Raw genomic sequence first — 19,319 nt, 5'->3', positions numbered from 1 at the left:
ACGGTCAGAGCAGCGCGACGGCCGCGACGGCCAGCAGCAGGATCACTGCCACCACGGCCCCGATCGCGGAGTAGTTCCTGCTCGGCCGCGTGGTGACGGTGGTGACCGTCGCCCCGAAGGCCTCGTCGGCGCTGTTGTCATCGGACCGGGCGTCGCCGGACCGGGAGTCGGAGGCGGTCGTCGCCGGGACGGGAGCGGGGCTCCCCGGTGCGCCGGCCGCCCTGTCTCGTTCCGCGGCCGCCTCGGCCCTCGCTCGTTCGGCCGCTTCGAGTTCCCGGATACGTGGGATGCCACCGGTGAGGACGTCGGTGACGTCGTACGACGGTGGCAGTCCGATCCGCGCCTTGACCACGCGCGCGGGCGTGAAACCCGCCGCCAGGATGGCGGCACCGAGGGCGGCGGTCTGCTCGGGGCCGGGGCCGACGAGAGTGCGCACGCCGAGTTTCGCGGCGAGGCTGTCCGCGATGGACTGCACATGCGAGCGGTCGCGCGCGACGAACCCGTCGCCCATCACCACCACGGCGTCGAGGTTGTGCGAAAGCCAGCCGAACGCGCCGAGCGCGGTAGCCAGCTGGGCCGCGGGAGACGGGGCGCTCTTGGCGGCGAAGCGGAACGCCTTGCCGGCCGACACACCGGAGCGCACGAGATTGACGGTCGAGCCGCCGTCGTCGACGTGGAAGATGCCGACGAGTTGTCCGGGGGTCTCCGAGATCTCCGACGCGTACCAGGTGGCCGCGGCCTCGGCGTCCGAGACGAGGGCGATGTGCCGCAGATCCGCGTAGTCGAGCGCGGCCCGCAGCGCGGCCACCGTGGACTGGTCCCACCGCGACGGGTAGGTGGCGGTGACAGCGGGCAGACCCCCGTCGGGCCCGCCGTCCGGCGGCAGCGGCTGGCACTCGTGCAACAGGCAGGCGATCGCCGTGGCCATCGAGTCCTCGGCCCGGTAGATGCGCCCGTCACTGGCGGTGACGCCGGCGGGATCGCCGACGCGGCCGAGGAAGCCCGACAGGTAGCGGGCCTCGCCGGCGGGATGCGGGGCGCCGCCGAGGACGGTGGTGCCGTCGGAGTCGATGTGCAGGACGGTGTCACGGGCTATGACGACGGGATCGGGGCTGCCGGGGTCGTTGGAGGCGAGCACCGCGGTGGACACCACGCTCCCGATCCGGAGACCGACTCCCACAGCCATGTCACACCTCCCGTAGACAACGATCGGCGTACATCTTGCTACCGACTCGGCCACGTCCGGGGAAGCCGCGCCGTAGGACCGCGCGGGAGATTGCCGTGCCCACTAGGATCCGCGCGTGACGTAAGCACAGCCCGTATGCCCCTGCGGTTACCAGGCCGATCACCCGGTGGTCGTTCGCGCTGCTGCTGCGGGAGCCGGACTGGTTGCGGGAGCCGCTCGGCCCGGATGTGGATCCGGGCATGCGGTGGCTGCCCTTCGGCACGTTCTGGCAGGTCACGCTCGACATGGTGTTCTCCGCCGACGTCCCGTCCGGGTTCGGCCACGCCTACGGGCCGGAGGCCGCGCAGTTGTGGGCGGACATCCTCGCCCCCGACGGCTGGGACGACGCGGTCACCCACTGGGTGCAGAACGCCCTGTCCGCCCAGCCCGGCGACGAGTGACGCCGCTCCGTCGCCGTGGCACCGTCAGGTTCTCGGCCGGAACGCCCGCCGGGGCGGGAACGCCTGCCGGGCGTGGGTCAGCAGGAACACGCTGATCACGATCACCCACGCCGGGAAGACGAGCGTGAGCCACAGCGCCTCGGTCACCGCGAACAGCAGAACCAGGGCGAGCAGGTACGTGGGTAGGACCAGCCATCGGGGCATGAGTCCGGTGCGCAGCCAGATGGTGGCCAGCGAGATCATGAAGACCGCGGCCATGCGGATCGAATAGACGTTGCTGATCTGCAGGATCAGCGCGTGCGCGAAGGCGGCGGATTCCTGGGCGGGCACCGCCTCCGCCCGGTCCGCCAGGAGCAGCCCGCCGGCGCTGGCCATCGTGACGAGGATCAGCGCCAGGAACAACAGGCCGCTACCGACGAAGACCGTCGAGAAGAACTGGTCCTCGAGGTCTCCCAGCCGGTGCCGGAGCGCACCGATGAACCACAGGAACGCGATGCAGGCGAACTGGGCCAGCGTCAGCGCCACGGTGAGCCGTGAGCGGCCGGCGTCCAGCCACTCGGTGCTGCCGAAGGGATCGGCGGGGATCGCCTGACGGATCAGGACGATGCTCGTCGCGAACAGGACGGCGAACACGATCCCGACGACGGCGGCGGTGTGCGGTGTGGTCAGTCGGTGCAGTTGCGGTTCGCTGCGCTCCCCGGTCATGACCGGATTGTCCCCGACCAGCGGCGATGCCCGGGGGCGAACGACGGACCGCGGTTCGAATCGGGGTTCGCGAGCCCCCGGATCACGTACTTACGCGCCGGTAAGTTAGGTGTTACAGTGCGTACCGCTTGTGTCGTCCGACACACGGACAGCTACCTGTGAAGGGACCATGGGGATGGGGATCACCAGACGGTGGATCGGCGCTGCGGCGACGGCCGCGGCCCTGACAGGAGCGATGCTTGCCACGCCGGCGACGGCGAGCGCGGATGCGAACTTCTACGATCCTCCGCTCGACCTGGTCGGAGCCTCCGGCGACGTCCTCCGCAGCGGGCCGTCCGACCTCTCCATTCGCGTCCCGTCGCCGCAGGGCGTGTTCCCCGCGCAGGGCACCCGGCTGCTGTACCGCAGCCTCGACGCCACCGGCGAACCCAGCGCCGTCGGCGGCACCTACCTCGAGCCGTCGCTGCCGTGGAACGGGCCGGGGCCGCGACCGCTCGTCGCCATCGCGCCGGGCACCCAGGGCCAGGGCGACCAGTGTGCACCGTCCAAGCAGCTGAACTCGCTCGTGTCCTACACCCCGCCGCTCGACCTGTTCACCGAGTACGAACTGCTCTCGATCAACACCATGCTGCTGCAGGGCATCGCCGTCGTCGTCACCGACTACGACGGGCTCGGCACACCGGGGCACCACACGTACGTCAACCGGCTCGCCGAGGCGCACGCGGTGCTGGATGCGGTCCGGGCGGCGCAGAGCCTGCCCGCCACGTCCATCACCCCCGACGGTCCTGTCGGCCTGTGGGGGTACTCCCAGGGCGGCGGTGCCGTGGCTGCGGCCGCAGAACTGCAGCCGACCTACGCGCCCGAGCTGAACGTCGTGGGGGCCTATGCCGGCGCGCCGCCCGCGGACCTCGAGGCCACGCTCAGCCAGGTAGACGGAACGGCGCTCACCGGCGTGATCGGCTACACGATCAACGGCCTCGGCGAGGCCTACCCCGAGCTCCGGGATCTCGTCGACGCCGAGGTCAACGACCGTGGACGCGAGATGCTGCATTCGGTGGCGAACCAGTGCGCGCCGGAGACGATCTTCCGTTACGGCTTCCAGCGCACGAGCGACTACACCCGCACGGGTGAGCCGCTGAGCGTGGTCGTCGATCGGTTGCCGGAGGCGAAGGATGCCATCGCCGCGCAGCGGATCGGACGTCTGCAGCCGTCGGTGCCGGTACTCGTGCAGCACGGGACGATGGACGACATCGTGCCCTACGGACAGGGTCGCCAGCTCGCGGCGGACTGGTGCGCCCTCGGCGCCACCGTCCAGTTCTCCCCGAACACCACCCCGCCCGTCCTGCCGGGCCTGGCCGTCAATCACGCGCTTCCTCTGGTCGCGGGGATGCCCGAGGCGGTCGCCTACCTGAACGACCGGTTCGCGAATCGGCCCGCCCCGTCCAACTGCGGCGCCTTCTGACCCACGACGGCGTCGGATCCGCCGCAAGGGGCGGTCAGCCGCGACAGCGATTGCTGTCGCGGCTGACCGGAGCCCGCGCGGCCGGCGGCCCGTTCACACCACCGGATGGTCGGCGCCGAGGAATCTGCGGGCGAGGTTCTGCTCCACCGACGGCCCGGGCGACCATTCGGCGATCCACGGGCCCGTACCCTCGCTGGGATCGATCACGCCCTTCTCCAGCCAGGTGTAGCGCCCGTCGAGGACGTCGGCCGTGAGCTGCCGGTCGGCATCGTCGGTGTGCGTCCACAACGCGGCGAACAGCGAGTCCACGCGGAGCTTCGCCTGGAGGCAGAAGACGTCGGCGAGTTCGTAGGCCGCGTCCGTATCGGGGTGGCCGTCGGTGTGGTACATCTGCGCCCGCACGCAACTCGCCGACATGGCGAACAGCTCCGCGCCGATATCGACGAGCCGCCCCAGGAAATTCTGCCGCTTCTCCAGACCGCCCTGCCACCGGGCCATGCCGTAGAACGTGGACCGAGCGAGCTTGCGTGAACACCGCTCCACGTAGCGCAGATGGTGTGCCAGGGGACCGAATTCGCCGTACGAGGTGGGTAGCTGGCCCCTGCCCGCCACCAACTGGGGCAGCCACTTGGCGTAGAAGCCGCTCGCCTTGGCGGCGGCCCGGGCCTTCGTGTCCAGAGTGGCTTTCGGATCCGCCAGCTCACCCGCCACCCGCAGGTGGGCGTCGACGGCTTCGCGGGCGACGAAGAGCCGCATGATCTCGCTCGAGCCCTCGAAGATCCGGTTGATCCGCAGGTCCCGCAGGAGCTGCTCGGCGGGCACCATCCGCTCACCCCGGGCCGCAAGCGACGCCGCCGTCTCGTAGCCGCGTCCCCCTCGGATCTGCATCAACTCGTCGGCGATCTCGCAGGCCACCTCGCTGGACCACAGCTTGGCCAGGGCCGCCTCGATGCGGATGTCGTTGCGGTCCTCGTCGCACATCTGGCCGGTCAGTTCCACCACGGCCTCGAGGGCGAACGTGGTGGCGGCGATGTATCCGATCTTGCCGGCGATCGCATCGTGCCGGCCCACCGGCCGACCCCACTGGACGCGGGTGCCGGACCATTCCCGGGCGATCTTGAGCGCCCACTTGCCGGCACCGGCGCACATCGACGGGATCGCGAGCCGGCCGGCGTTGAGGGTGGTCAGGGCGATCTTCAGGCCGTCGCCCTCGCGGCCGATGAGGTTCTCCTTCGGCACCCGCACCTTGTACAGCCGGGTGAGGCCGTTCTCGATCCCCTTCAGGCCCAGGAACGAGTTGCGGCGTTCGACGGTGATGCCCGGGGTGTTCGCCTCGACGACGAACGCCGAGATGCCACCGCGGTGGCCCTCGCTGCGCGGCACCCGCGCCATCACCACCAGCAGTTCGGCGACCACTCCGTTGGTGGTCCACAGCTTCAGGCCGTCGAGTTCGTACGCGTCGCCGTTCTCCACCGGCACCGCCGTCGAGGCGAGACGGGCGGGATCGGAACCCACGTCGGGTTCGGTCAGCAGGAAGGCCGAGATCGCCCCTCGCGCACACCGCGGGAGGAAAGCGCGTTTCTGTTCGGGTGTCCCGGCCAGCTTCAGGGGTTCGGGCACTCCGATGGATTGATGCGCCGACAACAGAACGCCCAGGCTCGGGTGGGCGCTGGCCACGAGCATCAGCGCGCGGTTGTAGGCCACCTGCGACAGTCCCAGGCCGCCGTACTCCTGGGAGATCTTCATGCCGAAGCAGCCGAGCTCGGCCAATCCGGCGACGTATTCGTCGGGGATCCGGGCCTCGCGCTCGATGCGGCTGCCGTCCACACCCTCGCAGAAGCGGCGAAGCTCTGCCAGGAACCCTTCGGTACGAGCCTCCTCGTTGGGGGTGGGCCGCGGGAACGGATGGATGAGGTCGAGGGTCAGACGTCCGAGAAACAACTCCTTTGCGAACGACGGCTTGTGCCAGGTGGTCTCGCGGGACTCCTCTGCGAGCGCGCGCGACTGTTCCTCGCTGGCGTGTACCTGTTGTGCCATGTGATGCCTCCCCGATAGGACTGCTACCGGCGAGTATCCACCTGTTCTGTGATGCACATCACGCGATTCGGCGGATCGGTACCCATGAGTAACCGACGGCGCGGGGGTGGAGCGGATCACGGTCCGACGGGGCTGCCGTCGCGACAGAGCCCCCGCCCGTGTCCGTAGGCTGGACATGTCATCGACGACGTACCCGAGCACCTCCACCTTCCCGCTCGCGCGGACCACCGCTGGAGGCCGACATGGAATTCCTCGCGTCCGTACCTGTTGTGCTGCTGTTGACCGTCCTGATCTATGTCGTGGCCGGCCGGATCGTCGACCTGGAAGTGCGCGTCACCGAACGACAACTGCAGAAGGAAGGGCAGGCCGCGATCGACGCGACCTGCCCCGGATCCGATTCCGTCCCGTGACCCCGGGCGGAACTCAGTCCTGCTTCTTCGGGCCCCCCGCGGGACCGGCCGACGGCTTCGGCTTCGCCGCGGTTCCCTTGCTGCCGGCGGCCTCGCTCTTCGGCTCGGCGGCCGGCTTCGGAGCCGTTTCCTCCTTGGCCGCGTGCTTTCCGGTCGGGGGCGCCTCGGCCGTCCCCTTCGGGACGGTGGTGGGCTCGGCCGTCCCCTTCGGGACGGTGGTGGGCTCGGCCTTCGGCGTCGCGGCTGCCGTCGGGGTCGCCTTCGGCGTCGGCGCGGGCACCGCGGGGGCAGCCGTCCCGCCCTCGGGCCGAGGTGCGGCCTTCCTCGTCGCGGCCGATTCGGGCTTCGGGGCCACGGCCTCGGGCGTCGCGGCCGGCCCGGGCTTCGCCTCGGGTGCGGCAGCCTCCGGCTTCGGTGCGGCAGCCTCCGGCTTCGGGGCGGCAGCCTCCGGCTTCGGGGCGGCAGCCTCCGGCTTCGGTGTGGCAGCCTCCGGTGTCGCGACCGGGCCGGGCTCGGGGGTGACCGGCTCGATCCGCGGCGGCTCCGGCGCGACCGGCGGATGATCCCCGAGACGGCTGCGGTAGAACACAACTCCGCCGGCGGCGACGACGCCGAGCGCGCCGACCGTCACCAGGATCCTGCGGCCCCGCCCGCGGGGTGCTGCCTCGATCGTCGCCGCGGCTCGCGCGCGGCGGCACTCCCGGCTTCCTGCCATGTTCCGGGCGAGGTCGAGACCCTTGCGGGCGACCAGCAGGCCGGTGAAGAGCGGCCCCCGCGCGAGGGCCGTAGCGCCCTGCCCTGCGAGCTTCAGGTAGCCACCGGCGCCCTCGGACTTCTTCGGGGGGCGCACGAGTTCGCTGCCGGCGCCGGACCCGATCTTGGTTCTGGACTCGCTCACACTCGTCATGTACCCACTTTTGCACAGCGGACCCCCGCGGCCGGGGTTCGCGAGACGGACCGCCCCGGTGTCGCAGACCCGGATGGCACGATGGAGGGGTGACTTCACCTCAAAAGACCGCAACCGCGACTCTGCACACCAACCGCGGCGACATCGTGATCTCGCTCTTCGGCAACCACGCTCCGAAGACGGTCGAGAACTTCGTCGGCCTCGCGAACGGCACCAAGGAGTACAAGACCCAGAACGCCAAGGGGGAGACCAGTGGCCCGTTCTACGACGGTGCGGTTTTCCACCGCGTCATCGACGGCTTCATGATCCAGGGCGGCGACCCGACCGGCACCGGTCGTGGCGGCCCGGGCTACCAGTTCGCCGACGAGTTCCACCCCGAGCTGCAGTTCGACCGCAGCTACCTGCTGGCCATGGCCAACGCCGGCCCGGGCACCAACGGTTCGCAGTTCTTCATCACCGTCGGGCCGACCCCCCACCTGAACCGACGCCACACCATCTTCGGTGAGGTCGCCGACGAGGCGTCGAAGAAGGTCGTCGACGCGATCGCCACGACGGCGACGGACCGCGCGGACCGCCCGGTCGAGCCCGTCGTCATCGAGAGCATCACCATCTCCTGAATCTCCGGAAGAGACCGATATGACGAACCCCGGCTGGGGCCACGCGGCCGGCGGGGGCGGCCACCCGCCCCAGCCGCGGTGCGTCCGGCATCCCGATCGCCCGACCCTGCTCTCGTGCAGCCGATGCGGGCGACCGGCCTGCCCCGACTGCCTGCGGCCCGCCGCGGTGGGTCAGCAGTGCGTCGACTGCGTCGCGGCCGCCCAGCGCGATGTCCCGCAGGCCCGCACCGTCGCGGGGGCGCCCATGCGGGCGCAGACGAACACCCCCCTCGTGACCTACATCCTGATCGCGCTGAACACCGCGATCTTCGCGATCACCGCCGCCCAGTCCGGCAGCGTGATGAACAACGAGCGCTCGTCGAGCCTGTTCTTCGAGTGGGCGCTGTGGCCGCCGATGATCGCGGTGCGCGACGAGTACATCCGCGTGCTCGGCAGCGGGTTCCTGCACTTCGGTGTGCTGCACCTCGCGGTCAACATGTTCGCGCTGTACGTGATCGGGCGTGACACCGAACTCGTCCTCGGCCGGCTCCGGTACCTGGCCGTATACCTGGTGTCCATCCTCGGCGGATCCGCCGCGGTGATGCTGCTCCAGACCGACGCCGTGACCGCCGGTGCCTCCGGCGCCGTGTTCGGCCTGCTGGGCGCGCAGGCGGTGATCCTGATGCGGCTGCGGCGCAGCCCCGCGCCGGTGCTGATGATCGTCGTCCTCAACGTCGTCATCAGCATCACCATCCCGGGCATCTCCCTGTGGGGACACCTCGGCGGCCTGGCCGCGGGTGCGGCGGCGACGGCGGCGCTGTTGTTCGCGCCGCGGGCGCTGGGCGCGGGCGACGACCGTGCCCGCTTCGTCCGGACGGGCTGGCTCGCGCTGGCAGCCGTCACGGTGGTCACCGTGCTGGTCCTCGTGCTGGCGGTCCTGCGCCTGCGGGCTCAGCTCGGCGTCTGATCCGGCGCCAGCCCCCGCACCGCGAGCGCGTCGTACACCGTGCGGGGGTCGGTGCCCAGGTCCCAGCGCCCGAAGATCAGCAGCTGCTCGTCGCCGCGGGGATCGCGCACGTCGATCTCCAGCATCGGCACGCGACGGCCGAGCCGCGGATACGCGACGATCCGCACCCGCATCAGGGCCGCGCGGGGCAGCTCGCGTCGTCCCGACAGACGGGTGACGGCCAGCCCGGCGCCGTCCGGAAGCACCTCGAGCCGCGGACGCTGACGGACCGCGAGGGCCGCGACCGCGAACGCCACCACGGCCGCGAGCCCGACGAGCGTGCGACCGGCGGCATCGGCCGTCGTCGCCGCGGCGACGGCGAGCACGATGCCGCCCGCCGTGAGCGCGGCGATCGCGAGCGGGGGTGTGGACCAGCGGAGCGATTCAGTCGCCACGGGGAGCTTTCCCCAGTTCATCCACAGGTTTGTCCACAGGTGGGGATGAACTACATCCCTGTAACCTCACCGCCATCTCATGGTCATGATCAGGCCGACGATCATGAACCCGAAGCCGATGAGGAAGTTGTACGCACCGAGGTCGTTCATCCACGAGATCTGCTCGGCCGCGAGGTAGTACACCACCAGCCAGGCCAGGCCGACGAGCATGAAGCCGAGCATCAGCGCGACGTACCAGGTGCTCGACGGGCCCGCCTTCACCTTCACGGGGGTTCGGCTCACCGGGTTGATCGTGTAGTCGGTCTTCTTCCGGACCTTCGACTTGGGCATGACGTCCTCGTTCGTGCGGTACCGCGCGGGGCGGACAGGTAGGTTGGGCAGCTACCTGATGTGTACTGCCAGTGTGAGTACACGCTAACGCAGAATCCGGAACGGAGGGTCCACGTGTCGGACGGCCGGGCCCGCGCGCTCGGGTGGACTGCCGCCGCGCTGGCCGTGTGCCTGCTCGCCGGGTTGCTGCTCGGCACCACCCGCGGGGTCTCCGACGGCGCGGAACTGCGCGTGAGCGACTCCGCGCGGCTGTCCGATCTCGTGCGGGCGGCGCAGGCCAAGGCCGACGAGCTCGCCGCCACCCGCGACGACCTCGCGGGACGCGTCGCCGAGCTGCAGGCGCAGGCCGCGGCCACCGACGACGACGTCGCCGCGGTGCTCGCCGACACCGCCGCCCTCGAGGACCCCGCCGGGCTGACCGCACGGCGTGGCCCGGGCGTCACCGTCAGCCTCACCGATGCCCCGCGCGGCGCCGACGGCCGGTATCCGGCGGACGCGTCGCCCGACGATCTCGTGGTGCACCAGCAGGACGTGCAGAGCGTGCTCAACGCGATGTGGGCCGGCGGGGCGGAGGCGATCGCCATGCAGGATCAGCGGATCGTCGCGACGTCGGCGCCGCGCTGCATCGGCAACACCCTGCTGCTGCACGGCCGCACCTACTCCCCGCCGTACGTGATCACCGCGCTGGGCGACCCCGCCCGGCTCGAGGCGGCGCTGGCCGCCGAGCCGGGCATCCGCGTGTACAGGCAGTACGCGGCCCGCTACGGGCTGGGCTACACGCAGCAGGCGTCGGATGCCCTGTCGGTACCCGCCTACACGGGCGGAACGACGCTGCGCTGACGGGTCGGTACCCTTTCCGCATGCGCATCCTCGTCGTCGACAACTACGACAGCTTCGTCTTCAATCTCGTGCAGTACCTGGGGCAGCTCGGTACCCGCGCCGAGGTGTGGCGCAACGACGACGAGCGGCTCACCGGCCCCGGCGCCGCGGACCGGATCGCGGCCGAGTTCGACGGGATCCTCCTCAGCCCCGGTCCGGGCACCCCGCAGCGGGCCGGCGCCAGCATGGACCTCGTGCGTGCCTGCGCCGCCGCGAGCACACCGCTGCTCGGCGTCTGCCTGGGCCATCAGGCGATCGGTGCCGCCTTCGGCGCGACGGTCGACCGTGCCCCGGAGCTGCTGCACGGCAAGACCAGCTCGGTGTGGCACGACGGCACCGGTGTGCTGGCCGGCCTGCCGGATCCGTTCACCGCGACGCGCTACCACTCGCTCACGGTGCTGCCGCAGACGATGCCCGACGAGCTCGTGCCGACCGGATACACCGAGAGCGGCATCGTCATGGCCCTGCGGCATCGCGAGCTGCCGATCCACGGCGTCCAGTTCCACCCCGAGTCGGTCCTCACCCAGGGCGGTCACCGGATGCTGGCGAACTGGCTGGCCGTGTGCGGCGAGGCGCCGGACGAGCAGCTGGTGGCCCGGCTGGAGGCGGAGATGGCGAAGGCGCTCGCGGGCGGCGCCGCCTGAGCCGTCCGCTCCGCGGACCGATATCCGAGCGCAGCTCAGCGGATACCCAGCACGCCCACGCCCACGGTGATGGTCTCCGAGTTGGAGATCTCCGACCCCGGGGGCTGCTGCTGGGCGATGACCTTGCCCACGAGCTCCGGGTCGAGGGTGGCCTCACGGTTCTGCACGAGCTGCGCCGGCGAACCCGTCCAGCCGGCCGCCCGCAGCGCCGTCAGCGCCTCGGACACCGTCCTGTTCGTCAACGCCGGCATCTCGATGCGGTTCCCGTTGGACACCTGGATGGTGACCGTGTCGCCCTTCGTGGCGCTGGTTCCGCCCGCCGGGCTGCTCGACACGACCGTCCCGGCCGGCTGGCTGGAGTCGATCTCGTCGACCACGACGGTGAAGCCCGCGGCCTCGATGTTGTCGCGCGCCACCTCGGTGGCCTGACCCACGACGTTGGGCACGCGGATCTGCTCGGGGCCGCTGCCGAGCGTCACGCTCACCGCGCTGTCGCGGTCGGCGTCCGCTCCCGCGGCGGGACTCTGGTCGACGACGGTGTCGCGTTCGGCCGCCGACGACGGCGCCCGCGCCACATTCGGATCGAGCCGCAGCCCGGCCTCGGCCAGGGTCTGCAGCGCCTCCTGCTGGTTCATGCCCGCGAGCCGCGGGATCTGCACCTGCTCGGGCCCGCTCGAGACCTCGAGGGTGACGGTGCTGCCCTCCTCGGCCTGGACCCCGGCGACCGGCCGGGTGTTGACGACGTTGCCGCTGGCGACCACCGCGTCGGGCTTCATCTGCACCGACACCTCGAACCCGGCATCCTGCAGCCTGCTCTCCGCGATCTCCGCGGCGAGGTTGCGCACGTCGGGGACGGGGATCTGCGCGGCGCTCGAGCCGGGGCCCGAGGTCCACAGGAACACGCCGACGATGCCGACGATCACGACCGCGGCCAGGCCCAGCAGCGTGTTGCGCAGTGCCCGGGAACGTTGCGGCGCGGCCGCGGTCCCACCCGCGACGACTCCGGCGGCCCCGCGGTCCGCGCCGTTGCGCGGTGTCCCGGCGCCGTCGACGGCCCCGAGGATGGTGGTGCGGTCCTCGTCGGTCATCACCATCGGCGCGCTGGGCTTCTGGCCGCTGAGCACGCGGATCAGGTCGCTGCGCATCTCGGCGGCGCTCTGGTAGCGGTTGGCGGGGTTCTTCGCCATCGCCTTGAGGATCACCGAGTCCAGCTCCGGCGGGACGGCGGAGTTCACCGACGAGGGCAGCGGCGGATCCTCCCGGACATGCTGGTACGCGACGGCCACCGGGGAGTCGCCCTGGAACGGCGGCTTGCCGGTGAGGATCTCGAACAGCACACAGCCCACCGAGTACACGTCGGAGCGGGCGTCGACCTGCTCGCCGCGGGCCTGCTCCGGCGACAGGTACTGGGCGGTGCCGATCACCGCGGCCGTCTGCGTCATCGGGCTCGCGGCGTCGGAGATGGCCCGGGCGATGCCGAAGTCCATCACCTTGACCGCGCCGGAACGGGTGATCATGACGTTCGCGGGCTTGACGTCGCGGTGGACGATCATGTTGCGGTGGCTGAAGTCCAGGGCGGCGCACACGTCGGCCACGACCTCCATGGCCCGCTTCGGGGTCATCGGCCCCTGGGAGCGCACGATGTCGCGCAGCGTATCGCCCTCGACGTACTCCATGACGATGTACGGCAGCGGGCCGGCCTCGGTCTCCGCCTCGCCGGTGTCGTACACGGCGACGATCGCCGGATGGTTCAGCGCGGCCGCGTTCTGGGCTTCGCGGCGGAACCGGAGATAGAACGTGGGGTCGCGGGCGAGGTCGGCGCGCAGCACCTTGATCGCCACGTCGCGGTCGAGCCGCAGATCCCGGGCCAGGTGCACCTCCGACATGCCACCGAAGCCGAGGATCTCACCCAACTCGTAGCGGGAAGAGAGCTTGCGGGGTGTGGTCATGACTGTCCTCGGGTGACTGGCTCGATCGGGGTGAACGGGTTGTCTATGGCTCCGGGTTCGAGACCGCCGTCGCCGCCATCCGGCAACGAGACCGTGGTGGTGGTCGTCTCGGCCGTCGTCGTGGTGGCGGCTGTGGTCGTCGTGGCCGTCGTCGTGGTCGGCGGCGCGGTGGTCGTCGGCGCCTCCGTCGTCGTCGGCGGCGGCGGGGTGGTCGTCGTCGGCTCGGGGGTCGTGGTGGGCGCCTGCGTCGTGGTGGGAGGAGCCGTGGTGGTCGGTTCCTCCGTCGTGGTGGTGGTCCGCGGCGGCCGCGTGGTCGTCGTCGCGCGGGTGGTGGTCGTCGGGGCCTGCGTGGTCGTCGTGGACCGCGCGGGGCCCGCGTCACCCGAATTGTCGCCGCCCAGCAGCACCAGCGCCAACGCGACGAGCGCCAGGGCCACCGCCGCCCCGGCCGCCCAGGCGAGGGTCTTCGGGCTGGGGGAGCGCTTGTCGCCGGACGGGGTGGGTCCGGTGGGCGGCTGGTCGCCGCCGTTCGCGTACGTCGGGGCGTAGTACGGCCGCGACGGCGGAGGGGGGGTCGGACCGAGCGCGCGGGTCGCGGCGGTGGGCGCGGTGGTGCCCGGCACCCCGGGCGGCAGGATCCGCGTGGCACCGGTGACCGGCGGCACGTTGCCCGGCGGTGGCACCGGCCGCCCGGCGCGCACCGCGGAGACGGCGTCGGCGAACTCGCCGCCGCTGGTGTACCGGTACGCCGGATCCTTCGTCATGGCGATCTCGATGAGTTCACGCACCCCCGCCGGCAGGTCGGTGGGCAGCGGCGCGGGCGTCTCCTGCACGTGCTTCATCGCGACGGTGACGACGCTGTCGCCGAGGAACGGTCGCCGGCCGGCGAGGGCCTCGTACCCGACGACGCCGAGCGAGTACACGTCGCTCGCCGACGTCGCCTCCTGGCCGAGAGCCTGCTCGGGCGCGATGTACTGAGCGGTGCCCATGACCATGCCGGTGCGCGTCACCGGCGACGCGTCGACGGCCTTGGCGATGCCGAAGTCGGTGATCTTCACCTGGCCGGTGGGGGTGATGAGGATGTTGCCGGGTTTGACGTCGCGGTGCACGACCCCGGCGTCGTGGGCAGCCTGCAGCGCCCGCCCGGTCTGCTCGAGCATGTCCAGGGTGTGCGGCAGCGACAGCCGGCCCACCCGGGCGAGGACGGCGTTGAGGGGCTCGCCGTGCACGAGTTCCATCACGAGGTACGCGATGGACTGGCCCTCGGCGTCGGTGGTCTCGCCGTAGTCGAACACGCCGGCGATGCCGGGGTGGTTGAGCTGCGCGGTGGTGCGCGCCTCGAACCGGAAACGGGTCAGGAAGTCCGCGTCGCCGGAGAGCTCGGCCTTGAGGACCTTCACCGCCACCCGGCGGTCGAGACGGGTGTCGAGCCCCTCCCACACCTGTCCCATGCCGCCGGTGGCGATGAGCCGTTGCAGCCGGTAACGGTCGGCGATCATGGCGCCGCTGTGCAAAGCCATAATCAGCCTCTCTGCATTCCCGCCGCGATCACGGCACGTCCGATCGGCGCGGCAACCGAGCCTCCCGTGGCGGCGAGTGCGCGGTCGCCGCCGTCCTCCACGATGACCGCCACGGCAACTGTCGGCTGCTGGGCGGGCGCAAAGGCGATATACCACGTGTGCGGGGGAGTGTTACGGGGGTCGTCGCCGTGCTCGGCGGTACCGGTCTTCGACGCGATCTGGACCCCCGGGATCTTCCCCTCGCCGCCGGAGAAGTTCTCGGATCCGATCATCAGGTCGGTCAGGGTGGCCGCGACCTGCGGCGACATCGCCTGTCCTGCCGACACCGGCGTGGTCTCCGCCAGCACCGACAGGTCCGGCGACTGCAACTGCGACACCAGATGCGGCTGCATCCGGACGCCGCCGTTGGCGACTGTGGCGGCAATCACGGCGTTCTGCAGCGGGGTGAGTGCGACGTCACGCTGACCGATGCTGGACTGGCCGAGCGCGGCGCCGTCGGGGATCGGCCCGATCGTGCTCGCCGCGACGGGGACGGGGATGTCCACGGACTCGCCGACGCCCAGCGCCTCGGCCTGCTCGGCGAGGGCGTCCTTGCCGGTCTTCAGGCCCATCTCGACGAAGGCGGTGTTGCAGGAGCGGGCGAAGGCCTCGCGCAGGGTGGCGGTGGGGCCGCCGCCGCACGTCGCGCCGCCGTAGTTCTCCAGCGTGGTCGCGGTGTCGGGGAGGGTGATGTTCGGCGCGGCGGTGAACTGGTCGTCGGGAGTGGTGCCCGCGGCGAGGGCCGCGGCGGTCACCACGACCTTGAACGTCGAGCCGGGCGGGTAGGTCTGCGAGATGGCGCGGTTGAGCATGGGCTTGTCGGGGTCGGCGTTGAGTTCCTCCCACGCCTGCGAGGTGGCGGCACCGTCGTGACCCGAGAGCCGGTTGGGGTCGTAGCTCGGGGTGCTCACCATCGCCAGGATGCGGCCGGTGCTCGGCTCGATGGCCACGACCGAGCCGGTGTAGCCCTTGGACGTGAGCTCGTCGTAGGCCACCTGCTGCATGACCGGGTCGACGGTGGTGACCACGTTCCCGCCGCGCGGGTCCCGCCCGGAGACCAGATCGAAGAAGCGCCGGCCGAACAGTCGGCTGTCGGAGCCGTTGAGGACCTCGTCCTCGGTGCGCTCGAGCCCGGTGCTGCCGTACTGCATCGAGTAGAACCCGGTCACGGGTGCATACGCGAGCGGGCTCATCGGCTGCTCGGGCGCGGCCGGGTACGTGCGCAGGTACTTGTAGCGGCTGTCGGTGGGGACCGACACCGCCAGGACCTGTCCGCTCGCGGAGATCTGGCCGCGCTGGCGTGAGTACTCGTCGATGAGCACCCGGGAGTTGCGCGGGTCGGTGCGCAGGTCGTCGGCCTTGATGACCTGCACGTAGGTGGCGTTTGCGAGCAGCGCGACGACCATGAACATCACCGCCATCGCGACCTTGCGGAGCGGTGCGTTCATCCGCGCCCCAGCATTTCCGTCGGCGCGTCCGCGATCGGTGGCGGTGCCTTCTTGCGTGGGGCGGCGGGTTCGCGGGCCGCGTTGGAGATCTTCACCAGCAGTGCCAGCAGGAGGTAGTTCGCCAGCAGCGACGAGCCGCCGTAGGACATGAACGGCGTGGTGAGCCCGGTGAGGGGGATCAGCTTGGTGACGCCGCCGACGACGACGAACAACTGGATCGCGATGGTGAACGACAGGCCGGCGGCCAGCAGCTTGCCGAAGCTGTCGCGGACGGCGATCGCGGTGCGCATTCCCCGCATGATCAGGATCAGGAACAGGAGGAGGATGGCGCTGAGGCCGATGAGCCCGAGTTCCTCACCGATCGCGGCGACGATGAAGTCGGTCTTGGCGAACGGCACCTGCGCGGGACGTCCGCTGCCGAGCCCGGTGCCGGCGACGCCGCCGGTGGCGAGACCGAACAGCGACTGCGAGATCTGGTAGCCGGTGTTGTTGTAGTCGGCCAGCGGGTCGAGCCACGTCTCCACCCGCACCCGCACGTGCCCGAACATCTGGTAGGCGAAGTAGAAGCCGACGACGAGCAGGGCACCGCCGATGAGCAGCCAGCCCACCCGCTCGGTCGCGATGTACAGCATCACCAGCACCGTGCTGAACAGCAGCAGCGACGTGCCGAGGTCCTTCTCGAACACCATGACGCCGATCGAGAGGATCCACGCGGCCAGGATCGGGCCCAGGTCGCGGGCGCGGGGGAAGTCCATGCCGAGCACGTGTTTGCCGGCGGTGGTGAACAGGTCGCGCTTGGCCACCAGCACGGAGGCGAAGAAGATGATGAGCAGGATCTTGGCGAACTCGCCGGGCTGGATGCTGAACCCGGGCAGCCGGATCCAGATCTTGGCGCCGTTGACCTCGGAGAAGCGGGACGGCAGCAGGGCCGGGACGGCGAGGGCGACGAGGCCGATCAGGCCCAGCGTGTAGCTGAACCGGGCGAGGAGCCGGTAGTCGTGCAGCAGCGCGAGCACCGCGACGAAGCCGGCGATGGCGAGCGCCGTCCACAGCACCTGCTGGTTGGCGTCGGGGGAGGGGATCGGCTGCCCGAGGTAGAGCGCGTTCTCCTCGTCGGCGAGGTCGAGCCGGTGGATCAGGACCAGTCCGAGGCCGTTGAGCAGCGCGACGATCGGCAGCAGCAGCGGGTCGGCGTACGGCGCGAACCGGCGCACCGCCAGGTGCGCGGCGAGGAACAGCACCGCATACGTCAGCCCGTACTTGGCCAGATCCAGGGTCACGGTCTGTTCCTGGCTCGCCTCGACCAGCATCAGCGACACCGTGGTGATCGCGATGGCGGCGACGATGAGCAGCAGCTCCGTGCCGCGCCGGGTGGACACGGCGGGAGCCGGGGCGAAACCTCCGGGAGGACTGGGGAAGGAAGCTCCGGGTGCGTGGGACACCGACATCAGGCGCCCACCCGGCAGTTCTGGCCCGGCACCTGCGGAACCGCCGGCGTCGGCTCGGGTGTCGGGGTCGGTGCGGGGGCCGGTGCCGCGGCGGGTGCGGGCTCCGACGCGGGAGCTGCCGGCGGGGTCGTCGGGGCCGGTGCGGGCGCCGGTTCTGGCGCCGGAGCCGGAGCCGGTGCGGGCGCCGGCTGTTCCTCGACGCACACCGGGAGCAGGTCGTTCTCGGCGAGACGGTTCATCTGGGTGCGCGCGTCGTCGAGGGATCCGGAGGGCAGGCCCGCCCGCACCTGCTCGCGGGCGGTCGGCTGCAGGTCGTCGACCAGCATGACGCGGCAGTCGGCCTCCTGTGGGGAGGTCAGGGTCAAGGTTCCGTCGTCGGCGAGGCAGCCGACGAGGGACTGTTCCTGCAGCGAGTAGCCGAGGATGTTGCCGGGTACGCCGCGCAGCACCGTGACGCGGCCGTCGTCGTCGCCGACGTAGTAGTAGCTGCGGATCATCGTGCGGCCCACGGCTGCCCCGGCGACGAGCAGTCCGAGCACCACGACCGCGACGAGCGGCCACCACATCCGGCTGCGCTTGCGCTTGGGCTCGGGTTCGTTCTGCACGACGACGCGCTTGGGCGTGGCCCGCGGCGGACGCATCGCGGCGGCGCGGCCCGCGGCGGTGTTGGGCGGCGGGGTGTCCTCGTCGTCCCCGGACGCGGCGCCGGCGACGATCGGGTGGCTCTGGCCGTAGTCGAGGTCGATGACGTCGGCGACGACGACGGTGACGTTGTCGGGGCCGCCGCTGCGCAGCGCGAGTTCGATGAGCCGGTCGGCGCACTCGTCCTGCGTGCCCTCGCTCAGGGTGTTGGCGATGGTCTCGTCGCTGACGACGTCGGACAGGCCGTCGGAGCAGATGAGGTAGCGGTCGCCGGCGCGCGCCTCGCGCACGGTGAGGGTCGGTTCGACCTCGCTGCCGGTGAGGGCGCGCATGATCAGCGATCGCTGCGGGTGGCTGTGCGCCTGCTCGGGCGTGATGCGGCCCTCGTCGACGAGGGACTGCACGAAGGTGTCGTCGCGGGTGATCTGGGTGAGCTGGCCGTCGCGCAGCAGGTAGGCGCGCGAATCGCCGATGTGGGCGAGGCCGAGCTTGCTGCCGGCGAAGAGGATGGCGGTGAGCGTGGTGCCCATGCCGTCGAGTTCGGGTTCCTCCTCGACCTGATCGGCGATGGCGGCGTTGCCCTCGCGCACGGCGGCGGCGAGCTTGCCGAGCAGGTCCCCGCCGGGTTCGTCGTCGTCGAGGTGGGCGAGCGCCGCGATCATCAGCTGCGAGGCGACCTCGCCGGCGGCGTGGCCCCCCATTCCGTCGGCGAGGGCGAGCAGGCGGGCCCCCGCGTACACGGAATCTTCGTTGTTGGAACGAACCAAGCCGCGGTCGCTGCGGGCGGCGTAACGCAGTACGAGGGTCACGGGCGGAGCTCGATCACGGTCTTCCCGACCCGGACAGGTGTGCCCAGGGGTACGCGGACGGCGGTGGTGACCTTGGCACGGTCCAGGTACGTGCCGTTGGTCGAGCCCAGGTCCTCGACGTACCAGTCCGACCCGCGCGGCGACAGGCGGGCGTGCCGGGTGGAGGCGTAGTCGTCGGTGAGGACGAGGGTCGAGTCGTCGGCCCGGCCGATCAGGACGGGTTGGGTGCCGAGCGTGATGCGGGTGCCCGCAAGCGCGCCCTGGGTCACCACCAGGAACTTCGCGGACTTGCCGCGGCCCAGCGAGGGCAGCACCGACTGGTTGCGCGGCGAGTAACGCGGGACCGGACGCGCGGCACCGGCGTAGATGTCCGACCGCAGCGTGCGCAGGATCGCCCAGATGAACAACCACAGCAGGAGCAGGAACCCCGCCCGGGTCAGCTGCAGAATCAGCCCCTGCACGGCTCG

At 71.2% G+C, this 19,319-nt stretch carries 18 protein-coding genes and 1 pseudogene; 7 read left to right on the top strand and 12 right to left on the bottom strand.

Translation table 11 applies throughout. The features are described 5' to 3' along the window. Positions 1 to 4 precede the first annotated feature (4 nt). Positions 5 to 1,186 (bottom strand): DUF7159 family protein, encoded by a 1,182-nt coding sequence (locus G6039_RS04255; RefSeq protein ID WP_043799090.1) that lies wholly within the window; start codon positions 1,184 to 1,186, stop codon positions 5 to 7. 155 nt (positions 1,187 to 1,341) lie between these two features. Between G6039_RS04255 and G6039_RS04250 the strand changes: the two are divergent. Then, positions 1,342 to 1,626: pseudogene (locus tag G6039_RS04250) on the top strand (alpha/beta-hydrolase family protein); the annotation flags it as partial. 24 nt (positions 1,627 to 1,650) lie between these two features. Here G6039_RS04250 and G6039_RS04245 read toward each other — a convergent pair. Beyond that, a complete protein-coding gene (locus G6039_RS04245) occupies positions 1,651 to 2,331 on the bottom strand; it encodes a hypothetical protein (RefSeq protein WP_043799086.1) in 681 nt (226 codons plus the stop codon). A 169-nt stretch (positions 2,332 to 2,500) separates the two neighbouring features. Here G6039_RS04245 and G6039_RS04240 point away from each other — a divergent pair, with 169 nt between their 5' ends. After that, on the top strand, positions 2,501 to 3,793 hold the full coding sequence (locus G6039_RS04240; protein WP_174824808.1) for a lipase family protein: 1,293 nt from the start codon (positions 2,501 to 2,503) through the stop codon (positions 3,791 to 3,793). Positions 3,794 to 3,886: 93 nt separating this feature from the next. Here the strand turns inward: G6039_RS04240 and G6039_RS04235 are convergent, their stop codons facing one another. Next, positions 3,887 to 5,830: an acyl-CoA dehydrogenase family protein gene (locus G6039_RS04235; RefSeq protein WP_043799081.1), complete on the bottom strand. Its 1,944-nt coding sequence runs from the start codon at positions 5,828 to 5,830 to the stop codon at positions 3,887 to 3,889. Positions 5,831 to 6,072: 242 nt separating this feature from the next. On the opposite strand from G6039_RS04235, the gene G6039_RS04230 reads away from it, so the two are divergent. Continuing rightward, positions 6,073 to 6,240 carry a hypothetical protein gene (locus tag G6039_RS04230; protein ID WP_164528058.1) on the top strand — a complete coding sequence of 56 codons (168 nt, stop codon included), beginning with the start codon at positions 6,073 to 6,075 and terminating at the stop codon, positions 6,238 to 6,240. Between the two features lie 13 nt (positions 6,241 to 6,253). Here the strand turns inward: G6039_RS04230 and G6039_RS04225 are convergent, their stop codons facing one another. Continuing rightward, on the bottom strand, positions 6,254 to 7,147 hold the full coding sequence (locus tag G6039_RS04225; protein ID WP_206530722.1) for an alginate biosynthesis protein AlgP: 894 nt from the start codon (positions 7,145 to 7,147) through the stop codon (positions 6,254 to 6,256). Positions 7,148 to 7,236: 89 nt separating this feature from the next. Here G6039_RS04225 and G6039_RS04220 point away from each other — a divergent pair, with 89 nt between their 5' ends. Then, a complete protein-coding gene (locus G6039_RS04220) occupies positions 7,237 to 7,764 on the top strand; it encodes a peptidylprolyl isomerase (RefSeq protein ID WP_006942206.1) in 528 nt (175 codons plus the stop codon). Positions 7,765 to 7,783: 19 nt separating this feature from the next. After that, positions 7,784 to 8,710: a rhomboid family intramembrane serine protease gene (locus tag G6039_RS04215; RefSeq protein WP_006942204.1), complete on the top strand. Its 927-nt coding sequence runs from the start codon at positions 7,784 to 7,786 to the stop codon at positions 8,708 to 8,710. On the opposite strand, the gene G6039_RS04210 is transcribed toward G6039_RS04215, so the two are convergent. Beyond that, complete coding sequence (locus G6039_RS04210; protein ID WP_037201274.1) at positions 8,695 to 9,165, bottom strand: PH domain-containing protein; 471 nt, start codon at positions 9,163 to 9,165, stop codon at positions 8,695 to 8,697. The genes G6039_RS04215 and G6039_RS04210 overlap by 16 nt on opposite strands. A gap of 45 nt (positions 9,166 to 9,210) precedes the next feature. Further along, entirely contained in the window at positions 9,211 to 9,474 is a 264-nt protein-coding gene (gene crgA, locus G6039_RS04205; RefSeq protein WP_006942200.1) for a cell division protein CrgA, read from the bottom strand. A 114-nt stretch (positions 9,475 to 9,588) separates the two neighbouring features. Between crgA and G6039_RS04200 the strand changes: the two genes are divergently transcribed. Together G6039_RS04200 and G6039_RS04195 are read left to right on the top strand one after the other, a co-directional pair. Beyond that, on the top strand, positions 9,589 to 10,314 hold the full coding sequence (locus G6039_RS04200; protein ID WP_043799077.1) for a DUF881 domain-containing protein: 726 nt from the start codon (positions 9,589 to 9,591) through the stop codon (positions 10,312 to 10,314). Positions 10,315 to 10,334: 20 nt separating this feature from the next. Continuing rightward, on the top strand, positions 10,335 to 10,997 hold the full coding sequence (locus tag G6039_RS04195; protein ID WP_006942196.1) for an aminodeoxychorismate/anthranilate synthase component II: 663 nt from the start codon (positions 10,335 to 10,337) through the stop codon (positions 10,995 to 10,997). Positions 10,998 to 11,032: 35 nt separating this feature from the next. Here the strand turns inward: G6039_RS04195 and pknB are convergent, their stop codons facing one another. From pknB to G6039_RS04165, 6 genes are read right to left on the bottom strand one after another with little or no spacing between them, the layout of a single operon-like run. Beyond that, complete coding sequence (gene pknB / locus G6039_RS04190) at positions 11,033 to 12,946, bottom strand: Stk1 family PASTA domain-containing Ser/Thr kinase (protein WP_006942193.1); 1,914 nt, start codon at positions 12,944 to 12,946, stop codon at positions 11,033 to 11,035. Further along, positions 12,943 to 14,466 (bottom strand): serine/threonine-protein kinase, encoded by a 1,524-nt coding sequence (locus G6039_RS04185; RefSeq protein WP_044476249.1) that lies wholly within the window; start codon positions 14,464 to 14,466, stop codon positions 12,943 to 12,945. The genes pknB and G6039_RS04185 overlap by 4 nt, the downstream gene beginning before the upstream one ends. Positions 14,467 to 14,468: 2 nt before the next feature. Further along, positions 14,469 to 15,953 carry a peptidoglycan D,D-transpeptidase FtsI family protein gene (locus G6039_RS04180; protein WP_006942190.1) on the bottom strand — a complete coding sequence of 495 codons (1,485 nt, stop codon included), beginning with the start codon at positions 15,951 to 15,953 and terminating at the stop codon, positions 14,469 to 14,471. Continuing rightward, the gene (locus tag G6039_RS04175) at positions 15,950 to 17,401 is read right to left on the bottom strand and encodes an FtsW/RodA/SpoVE family cell cycle protein (RefSeq protein WP_029546825.1); all 1,452 of its coding nucleotides are present in this window, start codon (positions 17,399 to 17,401) and stop codon (positions 15,950 to 15,952) included. Before G6039_RS04175 ends, G6039_RS04180 begins: the two co-directional genes overlap by 4 nt. Beyond that, entirely contained in the window at positions 17,401 to 18,852 is a 1,452-nt protein-coding gene (locus G6039_RS04170) for a PP2C family protein-serine/threonine phosphatase (protein WP_029546826.1), read from the bottom strand. Before G6039_RS04170 ends, G6039_RS04175 begins: the two co-directional genes overlap by 1 nt. Further along, positions 18,849 to 19,313, bottom strand: coding sequence for an FHA domain-containing protein FhaB/FipA (locus G6039_RS04165; RefSeq protein WP_006942182.1), 465 nt, complete (start codon positions 19,311 to 19,313; stop codon positions 18,849 to 18,851). Before G6039_RS04165 ends, G6039_RS04170 begins: the two co-directional genes overlap by 4 nt. Between the last annotated feature and the right edge of the window lie 6 nt (positions 19,314 to 19,319).

This window comes from Rhodococcus aetherivorans, from assembly GCF_011058165.1.
Classification (GTDB): domain Bacteria; phylum Actinomycetota; class Actinomycetes; order Mycobacteriales; family Mycobacteriaceae; genus Rhodococcus; species Rhodococcus aetherivorans.
The sequence above is the reverse complement of the archived record's forward strand: the minus strand, read 5'-3'. Positions and strand labels throughout refer to the sequence as shown.

Excerpts from the sequence above, each read along its gene's own strand:
- G6039_RS04245 (WP_043799086.1), bottom strand. The coding sequence starts at position 2,331 with ATGACCGGGGAGCGCAGCGAACCGCAACTGCACCGACTGACCACACCG.
- G6039_RS04225 (WP_206530722.1), bottom strand. The coding sequence starts at position 7,147 with ATGACGAGTGTGAGCGAGTCCAGAACCAAGATCGGGTCCGGCGCCGGC.
- G6039_RS04210 (WP_037201274.1), bottom strand. The coding sequence starts at position 9,165 with ATGAACTGGGGAAAGCTCCCCGTGGCGACTGAATCGCTCCGCTGGTCC.
- G6039_RS04195 (WP_006942196.1), top strand. The coding sequence starts at position 10,335 with ATGCGCATCCTCGTCGTCGACAACTACGACAGCTTCGTCTTCAATCTC.
- G6039_RS04240 (WP_174824808.1), top strand. The coding sequence starts at position 2,501 with ATGGGGATGGGGATCACCAGACGGTGGATCGGCGCTGCGGCGACGGCC.
- crgA (WP_006942200.1), bottom strand. The coding sequence starts at position 9,474 with ATGCCCAAGTCGAAGGTCCGGAAGAAGACCGACTACACGATCAACCCG.
- pknB (WP_006942193.1), bottom strand. The coding sequence starts at position 12,946 with ATGACCACACCCCGCAAGCTCTCTTCCCGCTACGAGTTGGGTGAGATC.
- G6039_RS04230 (WP_164528058.1), top strand. The coding sequence starts at position 6,073 with ATGGAATTCCTCGCGTCCGTACCTGTTGTGCTGCTGTTGACCGTCCTG.
- G6039_RS04185 (WP_044476249.1), bottom strand. The coding sequence starts at position 14,466 with ATGGCTTTGCACAGCGGCGCCATGATCGCCGACCGTTACCGGCTGCAA.
- G6039_RS04175 (WP_029546825.1), bottom strand. The coding sequence starts at position 17,401 with ATGTCGGTGTCCCACGCACCCGGAGCTTCCTTCCCCAGTCCTCCCGGA.
- G6039_RS04235 (WP_043799081.1), bottom strand. The coding sequence starts at position 5,830 with ATGGCACAACAGGTACACGCCAGCGAGGAACAGTCGCGCGCGCTCGCA.
- G6039_RS04215 (WP_006942204.1), top strand. The coding sequence starts at position 7,784 with ATGACGAACCCCGGCTGGGGCCACGCGGCCGGCGGGGGCGGCCACCCG.
- G6039_RS04255 (WP_043799090.1), bottom strand. The coding sequence starts at position 1,186 with ATGGCTGTGGGAGTCGGTCTCCGGATCGGGAGCGTGGTGTCCACCGCG.
- G6039_RS04180 (WP_006942190.1), bottom strand. The coding sequence starts at position 15,953 with ATGAACGCACCGCTCCGCAAGGTCGCGATGGCGGTGATGTTCATGGTC.